Annotated in this window: 17 protein-coding genes; 5 read left to right on the top strand and 12 right to left on the bottom strand. The window is 55.0% G+C overall.

Annotated elements, in window-relative coordinates; all coding sequences use genetic code 11:
• From V7680_RS12775 to ggt, 9 genes are all read right to left on the bottom strand, one after another.
• The coding region (locus V7680_RS12775; RefSeq protein WP_335653662.1) for a FixH family protein at positions 1-174 on the bottom strand (174 nt) is incomplete at its 3' end.
• Positions 171-1,628, bottom strand: coding sequence for a cytochrome c oxidase accessory protein CcoG (ccoG, locus tag V7680_RS12770; protein WP_335653661.1), 1,458 nt, complete (start codon positions 1,626-1,628; stop codon positions 171-173). The genes V7680_RS12775 and ccoG, both read right to left, overlap by 4 nt.
• The gene (gene ccoP / locus V7680_RS12765) at positions 1,615-2,550 is read right to left on the bottom strand and encodes a cytochrome-c oxidase, cbb3-type subunit III (protein WP_335653660.1); all 936 of its coding nucleotides are present in this window, start codon (positions 2,548-2,550) and stop codon (positions 1,615-1,617) included. The genes ccoG and ccoP overlap by 14 nt, the downstream gene beginning before the upstream one ends.
• Positions 2,540-2,704, bottom strand: coding sequence for a cbb3-type cytochrome c oxidase subunit 3 (locus V7680_RS12760; protein ID WP_335653659.1), 165 nt, complete (start codon positions 2,702-2,704; stop codon positions 2,540-2,542). Before V7680_RS12760 ends, ccoP begins: the two co-directional genes overlap by 11 nt.
• A complete protein-coding gene (gene ccoO, locus V7680_RS12755; protein ID WP_335653658.1) occupies positions 2,701-3,435 on the bottom strand; it encodes a cytochrome-c oxidase, cbb3-type subunit II in 735 nt (244 codons plus the stop codon). Before ccoO ends, V7680_RS12760 begins: the two co-directional genes overlap by 4 nt.
• Before the next feature lie 13 nt (positions 3,436-3,448).
• Positions 3,449-5,107, bottom strand: coding sequence for a cytochrome-c oxidase, cbb3-type subunit I (ccoN, locus tag V7680_RS12750; RefSeq protein ID WP_335653657.1), 1,659 nt, complete (start codon positions 5,105-5,107; stop codon positions 3,449-3,451).
• Between the two features lie 100 nt (positions 5,108-5,207).
• On the bottom strand, positions 5,208-5,903 hold the full coding sequence (locus V7680_RS12745) for an endonuclease/exonuclease/phosphatase family protein (RefSeq protein WP_335653656.1): 696 nt from the start codon (positions 5,901-5,903) through the stop codon (positions 5,208-5,210).
• A 17-nt stretch (positions 5,904-5,920) separates the two neighbouring features.
• Complete coding sequence (locus V7680_RS12740) at positions 5,921-6,466, bottom strand: DsrE family protein (RefSeq protein WP_335653655.1); 546 nt, start codon at positions 6,464-6,466, stop codon at positions 5,921-5,923.
• Positions 6,467-6,512: 46 nt separating this feature from the next.
• Positions 6,513-8,303 (bottom strand): gamma-glutamyltransferase, encoded by a 1,791-nt coding sequence (ggt, locus tag V7680_RS12735; protein WP_335653654.1) that lies wholly within the window; start codon positions 8,301-8,303, stop codon positions 6,513-6,515.
• A 490-nt stretch (positions 8,304-8,793) separates the two neighbouring features.
• Between ggt and V7680_RS12730 the strand changes: the two genes are divergently transcribed.
• From V7680_RS12730 to V7680_RS12715, 4 genes are all read left to right on the top strand, one after another.
• Positions 8,794-9,282: a hypothetical protein gene (locus tag V7680_RS12730; RefSeq protein WP_335653653.1), complete on the top strand. Its 489-nt coding sequence runs from the start codon at positions 8,794-8,796 to the stop codon at positions 9,280-9,282.
• A gap of 133 nt (positions 9,283-9,415) precedes the next feature.
• Positions 9,416-9,814 (top strand): hypothetical protein, encoded by a 399-nt coding sequence (locus V7680_RS12725; RefSeq protein WP_335653652.1) that lies wholly within the window; start codon positions 9,416-9,418, stop codon positions 9,812-9,814.
• 9 nt (positions 9,815-9,823) lie between these two features.
• Positions 9,824-10,606: a C39 family peptidase gene (locus tag V7680_RS12720; protein WP_335653651.1), complete on the top strand. Its 783-nt coding sequence runs from the start codon at positions 9,824-9,826 to the stop codon at positions 10,604-10,606.
• 10 nt (positions 10,607-10,616) lie between these two features.
• Positions 10,617-11,201: a hypothetical protein gene (locus V7680_RS12715; protein ID WP_335653650.1), complete on the top strand. Its 585-nt coding sequence runs from the start codon at positions 10,617-10,619 to the stop codon at positions 11,199-11,201.
• Positions 11,202-11,286: 85 nt separating this feature from the next.
• Here V7680_RS12715 and V7680_RS12710 read toward each other — a convergent pair whose 3' ends face one another.
• Complete coding sequence (locus V7680_RS12710) at positions 11,287-12,774, bottom strand: transporter (protein WP_335653649.1); 1,488 nt, start codon at positions 12,772-12,774, stop codon at positions 11,287-11,289.
• Between the two features lie 35 nt (positions 12,775-12,809).
• Positions 12,810-13,526, bottom strand: coding sequence for a helix-turn-helix domain-containing protein (locus V7680_RS12705; protein ID WP_335653648.1), 717 nt, complete (start codon positions 13,524-13,526; stop codon positions 12,810-12,812).
• 401 nt (positions 13,527-13,927) lie between these two features.
• Between V7680_RS12705 and V7680_RS12700 the strand changes: the two genes are divergently transcribed.
• The gene (locus V7680_RS12700) at positions 13,928-14,239 is read left to right on the top strand and encodes a response regulator transcription factor (protein ID WP_335653647.1); all 312 of its coding nucleotides are present in this window, start codon (positions 13,928-13,930) and stop codon (positions 14,237-14,239) included.
• Positions 14,240-14,529: 290 nt separating this feature from the next.
• Here the strand turns inward: V7680_RS12700 and V7680_RS12695 are convergent.
• On the bottom strand, positions 14,530-14,934 hold a 405-nt coding region (locus tag V7680_RS12695; RefSeq protein ID WP_335653646.1), incomplete at its 5' end, for a methyltransferase.

Genomic DNA, 14,934 nt, shown 5'->3' with positions numbered 1-14,934 from the left:
ATTATATTTCTGGCTTGCGACATAGCTGTTGTCGACCACGGTGCCGCTGAATGTCGACAGGGCAAATTGCGCCATGACCAGATTGACGACCACAACCACCGCGAAAAATGAAACGATCATCGCCGCGGCGTGATAACCGGTGAACTTCTTCACCCGAGGGTTTTCACTGCTCATTCGCCTGTCTCCGGTCTTTCGAAAAATACTTCGTCAATATCCGTGGCTTCGGGATCATCGGCAGCGGTAACTGTCAGGGCAAATTCTTCCCGTACCGGTCCCGCTCCAGGCGCTGCAACGTAGAGCCGCAGTCTTGCTATGCTATCGGCAGCTACTTTGGTGCTCAGGGTCTGTCCTGCAGTCTCCCTTGATCCTGCGTTGGACCACATGGCTCCACCCTTGATTGCCGTCATCCCGATAATCATGTCGCGTGGCCGGTTTTCCATATTGCGCAGATTGATGGTGTAGCTGTTGCGGACATGGCCGTCGGCGAGCTGGACATAGACCGGGTTGCGGTCATGATTGGCGCTGATGTCGATGCGGGTTCGATTGCCGACCGCAAACAGCATCGCCAGCCCGATCGCACCCCAGATCGTGGAATAGAGGATGGTCCGGGGACGGAACAGGGTTTTGAGGATCGGTTCGTGCGGTTTTCCGGCTTTTTCCAGATCGGCATCTTCCAGAGTCGCATAGTCGATCAGTCCGCGCGGACGTCCGACCTGATCCATTACCTTGTCACAGGCATCGATGCATAGCGCGCAGGTGATGCAGCCGATTTGCGGTCCTTCGCGGATATCTATGCCGGTCGGGCACACAGCTACGCATTGATTGCAGTCGATACAGTCGCCAAAACCGCCCGGCTGGGCTTCCGCTTTTTTCACGCTGCCGCGCGGCTCGCCACGCCAGTCCTTGTAAGTGACGGTCAGCGATTTTTCGTCCATCATCGCGGTCTGGATACGCGGCCACGGGCACATATAGATGCACACTTGCTCGCGCATAAAACCGCCGAATATGAATGTTGTCATGGTCAACACGCCGACCGTGGCATAAGCGACAAAGGCTGCCTGACCGGTCCAGAAGTCGACAACCAGAGTGGGTGCATCGGCGAAATACATGATCCACGCGCCGCCGGTCCAGAAACCGATAAACAGCCAGATCGACCATTTCAGAAGGCGCTTGCCGGTTTTCTTCGGCCCCCATGGGGCGTCCTGCAGACGGAACTGGGTGTTGCGGTCACCGTCGATCGCGCGCTCGACATGCTGGAACAGGTCTGTCCACACGGTTTGCGGACAGGAATAGCCGCACCAGGCGCGGCCGACAGCCGAGGTAACGAGGAAAAGCCCGATACCGGCCATGACCAGCATACCGGCGACATAGTAAAACTCATGCGGCCAGATTTCGATGCCGAACATGTAAAAGCGCCGGTTGGCGAGATCGACGAGAACTGCCTGGCTGGGGGCGTAGGGTCCACGATCCCAGCGTATCCACGGCGTGATGTAATAGATGGCGAGGGTGATCGCCATGATCACCCATTTCAGCCGCCGGAATGTGCCGTCGACCGCTTTGGGAAAAACCTTTTTGCGCGATTCATAGAGTTTCAGCTCCGGATCGAGAATTTCCTTAGGATTGCTCATCATTCCCGCCTTCAGCGCTGGCTTCTGTAGCCGGTGCCACTACCAGCGGCTTTTCGCCACCACCCAGAGAATGGACATAGGCTGCCAGCATCCGGATTGTCGCCGGGTCGAGCCGTTGTCCCCAGCGCGGCATGACACCGTAACGGGCATTGGTGATAGTGTCGGTCAACGAAGCGCGATCGAGGCCATAAAGACTGATAGCATCAGTGAGATTGGGTGCACCCTGGACGCGGTCACCGGTGCCGTCGGCCCCGTGGCAGACGGCGCAATTGGTCTCGAACAATGCGGCTCCGCGTGTGGCAGCTGCGCTTTGTTTCTCGCGACCGGAGACTACACGGACGTAAGATACCAGGTCCTGGATTTCATTCGCCTGCAAGATCCCGTCTTTGCCGAAGGCCGGCATTTGGGAGAATCTGGTCTGGTCATGGTCCGGGTTCCGGATACCGTGGATCAGTGTATATTCGATCGTTTCGAGATCACCGCCCCAAAGCCAGTCATCATCGTTGAGATTGGGATAGCCTTTTGATCCAGCAGCGCCGGAGCCATGGCATTGCACGCAATGAACCTTAAACGCGGATCGTCCGCCTTCGATCGCCTGTTGCAGCAATTGCGGATCGCTGCCCATCGCGTTGATATCCCCGGAGACCAGCGCTGCGCGGATCGGTTCGAGCTCTTTCTGACGCTCGGCCACTTCGATCGCATAATCGCCACGGCTGCTCCAGCCGAGCAGGCCTTCGCTAGCCGAATTGAGCATCGGGATCGCGGGGTAGAGGATGACATAGCCGATCGCCCAGACGATCGTGGCGTATAGCGTCAACAGCCACCAGCGCGGCATCGGCGTGTCGAGTTCCTCGATGCCGTCCCATTCATGGCCTACGGTTTCGGTTCCGGTCGGTTCATCGACGCGTCTTTTATCCGACATCGTTTTTGTCCTCGTCAAATATCATATGGGCGGCTTCTTCGTGATTGCGTCCGGCGCCTGGGCGAAAGGTCCAACCGATCAGGGTCAGAAATACTACAGTCATGAACAGCAGGCCCCAGCTATCGGCAAAATGGCGCAGCGCTTCGTAATTCATCGCGGCTGCTCCAGCGCTTCGCCTGCCTCGAAGTCGACCAATGTTCCGATCATCTGCAGATAGGCTACCAGAGCGTCCATTTCGCTGAGTTTGTCGGGATTACCGTCAAAGTCGCGGACCTGCACCTTGGGATAGCGTTTCTCGAGTTCGGTCGTGCTGGCCATCGGATCGACCTGTGTCAGCAGGTCTTCATTGGCCTTTTCAATCGCTTCCTTACTGTAGGGAACTCCGACCCGGGAAAGGGCGCGCAAATGGTCGCTCATATCTCCCGATTTGAGCTCCTTTTCGGCGAGAAACGCATAAGGTGGCATGATCGATTCCGGCACAACAGCGCGCGGATCTGTCAGGTGCTGGACGTGCCATTCGTCCGAATAGCGTCCTCCGACACGGGCCAGATCAGGCCCGGTCCGCTTGGAACCCCATTGGAAGGGATGGTCATACATCGATTCCGCCGCCAAGGAATAATGGCCATAGCGTTCCACTTCATCGCGGAACGGCCGGATCATCTGGCTGTGGCAGGAATAGCATCCCTCGCGGACATAGATATTGCGTCCAGCCAGTTCCAGCGGGGTGTAAGGTCGTACGCCCTCGACTTTCTCGACCGTATTGTCGATCCAGAAAAGAGGTGCAATCTCGACGATGCCACCGATCATCACCGTGACCAGGGCGAGCACGCCCAGCAGGGTGATGTTGCGCTCGATTTTCTTATGCTTTTGCGTGAGTGTGGTCATAGTCGTGTCTCCCTCACTCTGCCGGAACCGCGACCAGGGGCTTGTCAGCCTCTGGGTCATGGGGTGTTTCGGTCATTGATTTTTCCTCGCGGAGTTTGCCAGCAACCGTCATCCAGACGTTGTAAACCATGACAACCGCGCCAGCGAGATAGAGCAGGCCCCCGGTAGCCCGGATGACATACATCGGGAACATCGCCGAGACGACTTCGCTGAACGCATAGACGAGATAGCCGTCGTCACCATATTCGCGCCACATCAGGCCCTGCATGATTCCGGCAACCCACATCGAAGCGATGTAGAGCACGATGCCGAGGGTCGCGAGCCAGAAGTGCCAGTTGACCATCCGCAGACTGTAAAGTCTTTGGCGACCCCACAGGCGCGGCACCATATAGTATAGAGCAGCAAAGGTGATCATGCCGTTCCAGCCGAGCGCGCCACTGTGCACATGGCCTATCGTCCAGTCAGTATAATGCGACAGGCTGTTGACCGACTTGATCGACATCATCGGCCCTTCAAAAGTGCTCATCCCGTAAAAGGCGAGCGCCAGCACCATCATCCGGATGATCGGATCGGTGCGGATCTTGTCCCAGGCGCCGTTCAGCGTCATCAGGCCGTTGATCATGCCGCCCCAGCTTGGCATCCACAGTACGATCGAGAAGACCATGCCGAGTGTCTGCGCCCAGTCGGGCAGCGCGGTATAATGGAGATGGTGCGGACCGGCCCAGATATAGAGGAAGATCAGCGACCAGAAGTGGATGATCGACAGGCGATAGCTGTACACCGGCCGTTCGGCCTGTTTAGGCACGAAATAATACATCATGCCAAGGAAGCCTGCGGTCAGAAAAAATCCAACCGCGTTATGGCCGTACCACCACTGGGTCAGCGCATCCTGGACACCGGCAAAGGCGCTATAGCTTTTTGCGCCGAGCAGGCTGACTGGCATGGCGAGGCCATTGACCAGATGCAGCAGCGCCACGGTGAGGATGAAGCTCAGGAAGAACCAGTTGGCGACGTAAATATGGGGTTCGGACCGTTTTACGATGGTACCGATGAATACCGCCGCATAGCTGATCCAGACGATGGTCAACCAGATATCGATATACCATTCCGGTTCGGCATATTCCTTGGACTGGGTGACACCCATCAGATAGCCGGTGGCGGCCAGCACGATGAACAGCTGGTAACCCCAGAAAACAAAGCGGGCGAGACGGGGGAAGGCCAGCCTCGCCCTGCAAGTGCGCTGGACGATATAGAAACTCGTCGCGATTAGCGCATTGCCTCCGAAAGCGAAAATAACGGCAGAAGTGTGGAGCGGGCGGAGACGCCCGAATGTGGTATATTCCAGGCCGAGATTGAGGGCCGGAAAGGCCAGTTGCAGGGCGATATACAATCCGACGAAGAATCCCGCCATGCCCCAGAAAAGCGTGGCGATCACACCCCAGCGGATCGGATCGTCGTCATATTTTCCGGGATCAGCCGGAGCATTCAATATTCCGCGACCGATCGCCGCATAATCAGCCTTGCTGATCGTCACCCAGAGCGCGATCAGGCAGGCGATCATGATGATCGCCATATGCACGGCGAAACCACCGTCCACCGCCATTACCATTGCAATGAATGCCAGAAACACGAGAACCAGCCATCCGCCAGCCTTTACCAGTAAATTGTCCATAACGTCCTTCCACGTTGTGTGGAATTGGCGCTACCAGTGTGCTGGTCGGGGCAATATAGGTAGAGTTACGTAGTGCAGTCAGGTGACCAGGCCAGGGTCTTTAACCGAATGTGATTTTCGCCCATACCGGCAGATGATCGGATGCTTTGCGCGCAGCCGGGCTATCGTGGACTCCCGCGGCTGAAGACTGGATATCATCGGAGTGCATGATCCGGTCGAGCGTGGCGATCGGGCTGCGGGAATGAAAGCTCCGGCCACATTCCACCATCTCGAAGGCCTTGCCGAAATCCTTCAGGCAGCCGCTGGCGGCGCTCCACTCGTTGAGATCGCCCATTAGCACCACCGGGACATCGCGTTGCTTTTCCTGCGCGAGCTTTATGATCGCGGCCGCCTGCCGTCTGCGCCACAGGCCGGACAGGTCAAGATGCATGCCGAAAATCGCCAGCTCTTTGTCCTCCCACTGGCAATGGGCCATGATCGCGCCGCGCGGTTCGAGGCAGGGGATGTGCATGATGTCATGGGCAACAACTTTGGCGGATTTGCGCACCAATATCGCATTGCCGTGCCAGCCCATTGAATCGATCTGTACATCCAGCGGTATAGCGCGATAGTCGCTGTGCATCTCCAGCAGTTTCTGCGGAATAGCCGCAGCCCTCGCGCCAAAGCGGCGGTCAGCCTCCTGCAGCGCGATAATATCGGCATCGATTTCGTTGAGCACGTCAATGATCCGACCCGGGTTGCGGCGCCTGTCGGTGCCGACCCCCTTGTGGATATTGTAACTAGCGACCTTCAACATTGCTTGTTTTCGCAGTATCAGAAGGGATTGATCGTAAAGTCTTGCTGTTGCAGCAGGGCGTGGGCGGTCATCGCTGACAGAGACATTTGAACCCCCGGCAGCAGGTCAGCGTTGCTGATACCATGGGCCGCTGCACTCTGGCCGCACAGGTAGAATTTGACGCCATGCTCCTGCAATTGCGCGATTGCTGCAGCGCTGGCATTTGTTGCTCCGTCCTTGTGCGCCGCGAAAAACTCCTGGTGAGTCAGATCGAACGAGGCACCGCCATGGACGACAATGGCGAGCCTGATATTCTGTTCCGGAACGCCGGCGGCAACATGCATGTTGATGAAACGCGCCGCGCTTTCGATTGTGCGGTTGAGCTTGTCGGGATCAGCGGCCTTGGCGACGTCGAAGCTGACCTTGAACATACTGTCTATCGCCACCGGTTCGCTTTGCTGCACCGGCGCAATCGGTCCGAATTCTTCAAAAACCGGTCCGGGTTTGAAATTCTCCATCTGAGCGGATGCGGGTTGGGCGAGCGCCAATAAAGGCAGCAGGGCGACGAGAAGGGTTTTGTGCATTTTCACTCCAGTATAATTTTATATTTGAGGCAATCTTGACGTCGCTTCAATAGCCGATCGCCTGACCGTCTTTGCGCATTTCGGTGGCACCAGTATAGACGCCGGTCTCCGCGTCGCGGGTGATCGCCTGATAACCGCCGAACATCGCGCCATTATCGACCACTTCTACCACATGTCCCATTGCTTTCAGCCTTTCGATTGTCTCGGCCGATATGCCCGGTTCGACATGGAGTATACCCAGCAGATCGGCGCCGGTTCCCGCAAGATCGTCGGTAGGTTGGCGACCGCCGTCATGGTTCAGGCGTGCTGCATCGCCGGCTTCCTGGAGGTTCATGCCATAATCGACCATGTTGATCATGACCTGGACATGGCCTTGCGGCTGCATGCCGCCGCCCATCAGGCCGAAGGACATGAACGGTTTGCCGTCCTTCTTCATGAAGGCAGGGATGATTGTCTGGAACGGGCGTTTGCCAGGCGCGTAGGCATTGGGATGTTTCGCATCGAGTGAATAGAGCTCGCCGCGATCCTGAAACATGAAGCCAAGGCCATCCGCGACCAGCCCGCTGCCCATGCCGCGATAATTGGACTGGATCAGCGAGACCATCATCCCGTCCTTGTCAGCGACGGTAAGATAGGTCGTGTCGCCTTCGCCTTCGAGCTTGGGTTCGCCCGGACCGAAGCCGGGCGTGGCCTTGGCCGGATCGATCAACGCGAAACGTTCTTTGCCATAATCATCCGACAGCAGCCATTGCAGCGGGGCAGGGGAGGCCTCCGGATCGGCGTAAAAGCGCGCGACATCTTCAAAGGCCAGACGTTTGGCTTCGGTAATATAATGCAAAACCTCGGCGCTGCCACGCGGCCATCGGGTCAGATCGACATTCTTGAGGATATTGGCCATTTGCAGCGCCGCAAACCCTTGCGAGTTAGGTGGGAGCTCGCACAGCTCATAGCCTTTGCGATAGTCCACGCAGCCCGGTTCTACCCAAAGACTGCTGTGGGCGGCGAAATCTTTGTAGCGCAGATTGCCGCCAATCCGTTTGAAATAGCCGTCGATGGTCTGGGCGATGTCGCCTTTGTAAAAGGCGTCGCGGCCACCTGTGGCGATTTTTCCAAGCGTGTTGGCGAGATCAGGATTCTTGAAAATCTCGCCCGCCTTGGGCGCGCCGTTTTTGAAATAGGTATTTCGCGCATTGTCAAAATCACCGATCATATCCAGGCTTTGTTCGAACCGCTTGAGGTTGCTGTCGAGATAATAGCCGATCACCGGCGCAACCGGATGGCCGTCCTTGGCATAAGCGATCGTCGGTGCGAGAATATCCGCCATGCTCAGCTTGCCGAACTTCCCGTGCATTTCAAACCAGGCGTCGACGGTCCCGGGAACGGTAATCGGCATCGGGCCGAATGGCGGGATCGTCTTGCTGCCTTTGAGTTGCTTGATGAATTGCTTGTAGCTGGTCCCCATCGGGCTTTTGCCCGATCCGTTGAGGCCATATAATTTTTGCGTCTTCGGGTCCCAGATGATCGCGAATAAATCACCGCCGATACCGTTGCCCGTCGGCTCCATCAGGCCCAGCGCCGCGTTGGCCGCAATCGCCGCGTCGACCGCCGAGCCGCCTTTTTTGAGAATATCGATAGCGATCTGACTGGCCAGTGGATGGGCGGTCGCCGCCATGCCATGCTGGGCATATACCGGACTGCGCGACCAGGCCTCGCCAACCGGTCGTCCACCAGCGCCGATATCAAGTGCCGGCTTCTCCGGAGATACTGTTTGCTGAGCGGCGGCAGGGCTGACCGTGAAAGCAGTCAGGGCAAAGGTGGAGAGAAGCAGATTGCGCATATTATCATCCGTTTTGAAGGGGCGTGTGCCTCGCGCGGCGAGGTGCGTGAAATGCCCACTCTAACCAGTCTGCTTCCCGCATCAAGTAGGAACGGTGGCCAGTGTCTGAATTTGGATTGCTGCGCAAAAGCGGGCTTGGGAAATGTCGACGCAGTCAGTCAGCTTATGCCCCAATTACAGGGGTTCGAGCTGGGCAAAATCTTACAAGCCTGGCGCGCACGAAAGAGGCGTTAGGCTCGTGGCCGCCAAACCCTGAAACCGGATGCTGGTTATGACCGTTAAAATGGTACGCATTTCGATGACTATCAAGTTATCAAACAGCAACAAGACAGAAAAATTAGTCGGCAATTGCCATTTCGCAACAAACTGTTTTGCGACTCGTCCTATCAAGGTCAGGCCGCATTGAGCGGTGAACAACAGGGCTTCTTTACCCCCTTCCTAGATTGATCAGGGAAAAATGAGTTGCCTTTGAACCAATAGGAGAATGACGATGAAAATGGTAAAACTAATGGCTGCTTCAGCCGCTGTCTGTGTTCTTGCCGTTGGCGCACCTGCCATGGCCCAACAAGCACAGAATAATGATGTCGACAACACCTCTGGTAGTGCCGTGGTGGTCAATGATCTGCTCGATGTTTACCTGCAGGCACAGACGACCAACGACAACTCGGTTACTACCGGCGATATTGCCAGCAACAACAGCACGGTGACGGCAACGCAAACGCTGTTAGCAATCAATGCCAACTCAGGCATGAATGCCCTCGTCGACCAGACCCGTCTCATCGGTGCCTCTGATCAGATCAGCGGCGACAACCGCGTCCAGGGCAGTTCCTTTGCAGCCTATGCAGGTATCCTGAACCAGGCATGGAACACCGGTATTAACTCCAATGCCCAGGCCGGATCGAATATTTCGGCGATGGGTACCGTTAATTTCGGTGACAGCGGTGCAGGCCAATCCGGCGGCAACGGCAGCGGCAACTAAAGAGCCGGACCGTTCTGTCTGACCTGTAAACCCCCAGTCAGGCAAGACGAACCGAATTTGCTAGCAAGGCTGGGCCGGCACCACCTAACCCGTCAGGTGTCGGCCCCGTCCCCCTTGAACCGGAGACACGGTCATGAACAAACTATCCCCCAAAGCGGCAATATTGTCCCTGGCGCTGGCATTGGTTCCTGCGCAGGCAATGGGCCAATCTGCCTCTGGCAGCGCCGATCTGTCATCGGGTTCGGGCAGCGCGTCAAATCCTGCCCCGGCACCCGCAGACACCTCGTCCCCGATACTTTCACTGGATGACCTGAACGCGCTTAGCAGCGGCAATCAGCTTGCCATCAACAACCAGCTGCTGAACGCGGAAAATACCGGTAACACGATCATCGGCGATTATACCGCCGGTGATGTGAACCTGGCAGATAATGCGCTTTCCGGTTTCAATGGTCTGGGCAATTTCGTTTTCAATACCGGCGCACAATCCTCGCTCCAGGCAGGGATGAGTGTAACAATCAATATCAACGATTAGGCGATGACAATGGTCTCCAATTCCATCATTGCCAAACTTCCTCCGTCCTTCGGGCGCATATTGAAGGGCGGAGTTTTTTCATTGGTCGCGGTGGCTTCATTGTACAGCCACAGCGCGAGTGCCGAAGTACGATTGGGCCGCGAAGCAATTGGCGGAGATTTTTCCATTGACGTAATGACGTGGTGGGACATCCCCTTCCGCTCGGTCATACGCCAGCGCTACGACTTCAGCTGCGGGTCGGCCGCTGTCGCAACCTTACTCACCTATCATTATGATCGACCAACCGCTGAAAGCACGCCGTTTAGAGCGATGTGGAATTTGGGAGACAAGCCGGTTATCCGCAAGGTTGGCTTCTCGATGCTGGACATGCGCAACTATCTGCAATCGATCGGTTATCGGGCTGAAGGTTTCAAGCTAAAGCCCGAACAGCTGTATCAGGTGAAACGTCCTGTCATTGTGCTGCTGGACCTCGACGGTTTCAAACATTTTGTCGTGGTGAAAGGGCAGACGAAGGACCAGGTTCTGGTTGGTGATTCGGTACTGGGGCTGAAAAAATATCCGACTAAGGAGTTTCACAAATACTGGAATGGCGTTGCACTCGCCATTGTCGATGGCCCGATTAAAAAGCGCCCCACATATAATCTCGCAGGAGACTGGAGTCTTTGGGCAACCGCTCCGACGGATCAGATTTCCCCCACAGCCGAAATCGGTAATCTTACCACGCACCTTCCCCCACTGTACCAACTCACGCCCGAGTTCCTGCTTGATGTTCGGGTTGGAACAGTCAGATGAGAGAGAGGCCATGAACATCACCATAAAAATATGCACCCCGCTCGCCGTTCTGGCGTTGTGCTACCCCCAAGCTGCAAAAGCAGAACAGCAAGTGGCGGCGGCAAACCTGCCCGTACTTGTCACAGACGAAGATCTGGACAAGCTACGCGGCGGGTTTGTTTGGTCCGGGTTGGAAGTCAATTTTGGAGCCGATATCCGCACCTATGTTGACGGCGAACTGGCGCTCCACACCATATTGAACTGGACCGATGATGGCCCGGAAACCATCCAGACAGCCGCTGCCGGCCTACTTCAAGTCGATGCCGCAGCGCTTGAAGGCGGCATATTGTCAACGGGCAATATCAGGATGAAAGTCGGCGACACCCCCGTCTATCTGCTCAACGGCGGCCGCACGGCGATTTCACATGATACCGTCAATGGTGTTCAGAACCTGTTGATCAACACCGCCCGAGGGTTTGAAAGCGTCCAAGAAGTAGATGCCACGCTCGACCTTTCAGGATATCAGAGTTTCAGCTCCGATCTGATGTTTGATCGCTTGAGTAGCGCTCTCGAGGATGCTGCGGCTGAAGCCGGTATTGGCGCGCTTGGATTCTAATTCTCCTCCCCGCCAGATGTCAGCAACGTTCAAATCTCCGAAAATGACTCTGTCCTTTCTACCAGTGCGGTCCGGGATCGAGCCGTCAGAATCGAAATGGTATACGCAGGGTCATACTCATATCCGGCGCATCGGCTGTCACGCCAAACTGAAATCCAAGATTGAGCGATTGCCGCTCGCTCAACCGGTACGACATTCCAAAATTGAGTGAGCCGACCTGGATGTCCTTGCTATCCTGAACCGTGTCACCCAGTTCGGTTCGGGTTGAAAAAATATAGTTGTGCCGATAGCCGAGAGAAAATGAAAAACGTGGATTCAACGCAAAGCCGAAGCCGACACTGGCGTTGACTGCGTCACCCGGATCGACTTTGCCTACAAGCACATCACCGACCACCCGGTTAACATCGCGCTCGATGTTCCAGAGATAGCCGACACCGCCAAACAGGACGACAGGATCGGAAGGCAGCAAGAAGCTCATGCTCGGCTGAATGCCCCAGAATCCGGAGCCGGTAGCAAGTCCGGTCGCTACTCCGAATTCATCAAACGGAATTTCATAGGGACTTTTTCCCGTGTCGGACTTAACGCGCAGTCCCGCGATCCAGATAAGATTTTGTCCCTTCGGTTCGTTAATCTGGTACCGCAATGCGAATTCCGCATCGCCAATATCGGTTTCATTGAGGCTGATTTCTCTGACAATTTGGTCGCCGCGTTGTTGTACGACCTGAATTCTGTCTCGCCGATACAACAGAGGTATCCGGCCTTCAATTTCCAATCGATTGGTCAAGCCATAGCGCATGGCGAATGTTCCGATGGCGGTTTCACGATCCGCGTCGCTGGCTTCGATGGCACCAATTTGAATGCCTGGAATGAGTTCTATTCCGCGAAAGACCAGCCGGTTTGTTGACGAAAGCGTATATTCAATGGATGGGTCCAGCACGAATTGCCCTCTGGGGGTCAGCACGCCTTGTCCCTCGGGAACGGCTGCCACTTTCTGTTCAATAGTTTGTGTTGCGGGAGGAGCCTCGCCAACTGGTCCGTCCGGTAGTGCTGTATCATCAACCGGCAGAGAATCTGCCGGCGTTGAATTCGGGGCTGGTTGCATTCCGGCCCCTCGCAGCTGAGACAGAGACCAGGGCGATGCAACATTCGTTTCTGCCCGCACCAGTTGATTGTGTAGTTCCAGCTGTTTGATCTTTTCATCTTGCATCTTGATCAGCACATTTTGATCGGCGATCATCTTTTTCTGTTCAGCAAGTTCAGCTCTGATTGCGTCGAAAGATGCGGCCATATCTGACGCTCCCGTTTTGGTTTCGGTCTCTTCAGTAATGGGGTCTACAGACCGCTTGGCCCCACCATAACCTTCTGTTTCCGTACCGCGAAGCCGGGCAGGCGAACGGTCGAGTTCTGCCAATTCCTGATCCCAAAACGACTGTATATTATATGTCAATGCTAGCCGGTTAACACTGTTCACAGAGGCTTGCGGCTCAGTTGCCGCTTTCGCTTGACCGTTTGCACAGACCAATATCGGTACTGTCAGAAGCCAACCCAATGGGCTTTGAGTAATGATCGTCATAGGAGTCTCCCATCATCTCATTGAAATTTCGTTTTTCAGGCTGCGGGTCGATCACCAAGGCAAAGGTCGGCCGCCGGGTGAATGTCTCCGTGGCCATCATTCGGAAAATTGTCCTGAAATTCGCCAGCAAGGTTACAAAGACCGGCATGATCGGTGACAATAACGGAATTCCGACCGTCCACCTCAATGAACCCGCGACGTGTAAGATCCGAAAAAGTTCTACTGACTGTATGAATGGTTAGCCCCAGGAAGTCGGCGATATCATTGCGGGACATGGGGAGTTGCAGATTAGGCTCGTCACCTCCCTGCTGATACAGACAAAGCAGAAAAGCTGCCAGTCGTTCTGGGGCGGTTCTATGTCCCATAATGAAGAGATACCGCTGCGCGCTCGACATAGCGCGAAACAAGAAGGAAAGCGCTCCATCTAGCTCCGGTCCAGAGTCGGAAGTCTGTGATATATCGCCAACACGATAACAGCGGACCGTGACATCGGTTACGGCCTCCGCAGACGTTCCGTAATTGCCATGGTCGGCACCAAATACATCGCCGTCAAAGAAAAACCCGGTCAGATGCCGGTGGCCATCAAGATGAAAGCGGCAGGTGCGAACCGTGCCGCGCACTACTTCGTACCAGCGCGTAGCGCTTTGCCCTTCATCAAAAATCATTTGCCCAGCGCGAAACCGCAAAGCGGTTGTGCGAATATTTGAGTGCAACCCCTGCTTAGCAGTTGGTAGTGATATTGCCGATTGCATGCGTGCTACTCCCTTTGAGAAATTCAGCACGACCCAATTGTTACGCAGTCAGTTTTGCCCACTGATGCCTGCGTCCTCAGAAGCGACAATCTTGTTATTGATACTTGTGTACACCGTCCGCCGGAGTCCGGTCTATCCAGCGATTCCTGTGAATGAAATGACAGGTAATTATCCGTGTCAGAATTTACTAAGGGGTTTTACCTATAGACAAAAGTGCTGTACCTAAAGTACAATAAAATCAAACAGTTAAATTCAGGCGATTTTATACTATATGTATCGATCGAAAAGTGGTTGTCTAAGGTTCAAGCAAGAAAGGTGGGTTTATCGATTTGGCGATGACGTAAATATGGGGGTATTAAAACGTCAGGATAGGGTCTGGCAAGAACAAGGCGGATGTTCAAATGCTGCAACAAGAGAATTTGACCAACGGTCCCAATCTAACAGCTCGTGAAACAGAGATACTGGAGTATATAGCTCAGGGGTTGTCTACCAAAGAGGTCGCCCAATTGATAGATATCGCGGCCCGCACTATCGATCGACATGTCGAGAATATTCGTTTGAAATTGCGAGCAAAGAACAGAACCCATATGGTCGCTTGCGCCGTGATGGAAGGACTGTTGCAGGTCGAGAATGACAAGGGGAAAAAGATGGCTGGTAAAAAAGCCACACGCTCGAATGGCGCGATCGACAACTCACTGACAAAAGAAAAATAATTTTCAGATTGAATATAATGGTCGCGATATGGTGATCAGCAATGTCCGCCTTCCAATTGGTTTTGAAGCCAAACCGCCGGTTCAATTCGACGTTGCATGCCTCCTGTAGCTATCTTGAGGAAATCGGATTAAGTCACGCAGGTCCATCGGCCATTCGTGACAAAATTGCAGTTTTCACGCTACCGTCAACATGCGTCCAACTCGATGACCTCATTTTGGCCGCGACCTCGATCACCCAGAAGCATTGCGGCGATTGTTAGCCAGATCGGACTAAGAACAACCGCGCAGTTTCACTCCGAGCGGATCAATCCAGCTTCGCGCATCAACGCCTCCAGCTTTATCCCGCTAAACCCATAGGCCTTCTTATAGGCTTCATATTGCTCAAGATATTTGGGCGACGGCTTGTTCTTCTTGATCGCTGTGATCAGCGTGTTTTTCTGCGTGTGCTCGGTCGAGACGAAATCAATGACATCGACCTGATAGCCTTGTGACCGTAGTAGCATCACGCGGCTGTTGTCGGTGATCAGGTCCGCCTGCTTTTGCAGGAACAGGCCGTGCGATATAAATTTCCGGTTCTCGGTCTCGCTCTTCTGCAGGTCCACCAATACTTCATGCTGGCAGCAGGGGGCGCAGACGATCAGTTTGGATTTCGACCTGATGCCATAGAATAAGGCATCGTCGGTCGCGGTGTCGCA

Origin of the sequence: Parasphingorhabdus sp. (genome assembly GCF_036963705.1) — a bacterium.
Taxonomy (GTDB): domain Bacteria; phylum Pseudomonadota; class Alphaproteobacteria; order Sphingomonadales; family Sphingomonadaceae; genus Parasphingorhabdus.
This window is presented reverse-complemented; position numbering and strand designations above follow the sequence as displayed.

What these genes read in the sequence shown, in the direction of transcription:
- V7680_RS12710 (WP_335653649.1), bottom strand. Translation starts at nt 12,774, where the DNA reads ATGACGATCATTACTCAAAGCCCATTGGGTTGGCTTCTGACAGTACCG.
- V7680_RS12700 (WP_335653647.1), top strand. Translation starts at nt 13,928, where the DNA reads ATGCTGCAACAAGAGAATTTGACCAACGGTCCCAATCTAACAGCTCGT.
- ccoN (WP_335653657.1), bottom strand. Translation starts at nt 5,107, where the DNA reads ATGGACAATTTACTGGTAAAGGCTGGCGGATGGCTGGTTCTCGTGTTT.
- V7680_RS12720 (WP_335653651.1), top strand. Translation starts at nt 9,824, where the DNA reads ATGGTCTCCAATTCCATCATTGCCAAACTTCCTCCGTCCTTCGGGCGC.
- V7680_RS12760 (WP_335653659.1), bottom strand. Translation starts at nt 2,704, where the DNA reads ATGAATTACGAAGCGCTGCGCCATTTTGCCGATAGCTGGGGCCTGCTG.
- V7680_RS12745 (WP_335653656.1), bottom strand. Translation starts at nt 5,903, where the DNA reads ATGTTGAAGGTCGCTAGTTACAATATCCACAAGGGGGTCGGCACCGAC.
- ccoP (WP_335653660.1), bottom strand. Translation starts at nt 2,550, where the DNA reads ATGTCGGATAAAAGACGCGTCGATGAACCGACCGGAACCGAAACCGTA.
- V7680_RS12705 (WP_335653648.1), bottom strand. Translation starts at nt 13,526, where the DNA reads ATGCAATCGGCAATATCACTACCAACTGCTAAGCAGGGGTTGCACTCA.
- ggt (WP_335653654.1), bottom strand. Translation starts at nt 8,303, where the DNA reads ATGCGCAATCTGCTTCTCTCCACCTTTGCCCTGACTGCTTTCACGGTC.
- V7680_RS12715 (WP_335653650.1), top strand. Translation starts at nt 10,617, where the DNA reads ATGAACATCACCATAAAAATATGCACCCCGCTCGCCGTTCTGGCGTTG.
- V7680_RS12730 (WP_335653653.1), top strand. Translation starts at nt 8,794, where the DNA reads ATGAAAATGGTAAAACTAATGGCTGCTTCAGCCGCTGTCTGTGTTCTT.
- ccoO (WP_335653658.1), bottom strand. Translation starts at nt 3,435, where the DNA reads ATGACCACACTCACGCAAAAGCATAAGAAAATCGAGCGCAACATCACC.
- V7680_RS12740 (WP_335653655.1), bottom strand. Translation starts at nt 6,466, where the DNA reads ATGCACAAAACCCTTCTCGTCGCCCTGCTGCCTTTATTGGCGCTCGCC.
- V7680_RS12725 (WP_335653652.1), top strand. Translation starts at nt 9,416, where the DNA reads ATGAACAAACTATCCCCCAAAGCGGCAATATTGTCCCTGGCGCTGGCA.
- ccoG (WP_335653661.1), bottom strand. Translation starts at nt 1,628, where the DNA reads ATGAGCAATCCTAAGGAAATTCTCGATCCGGAGCTGAAACTCTATGAA.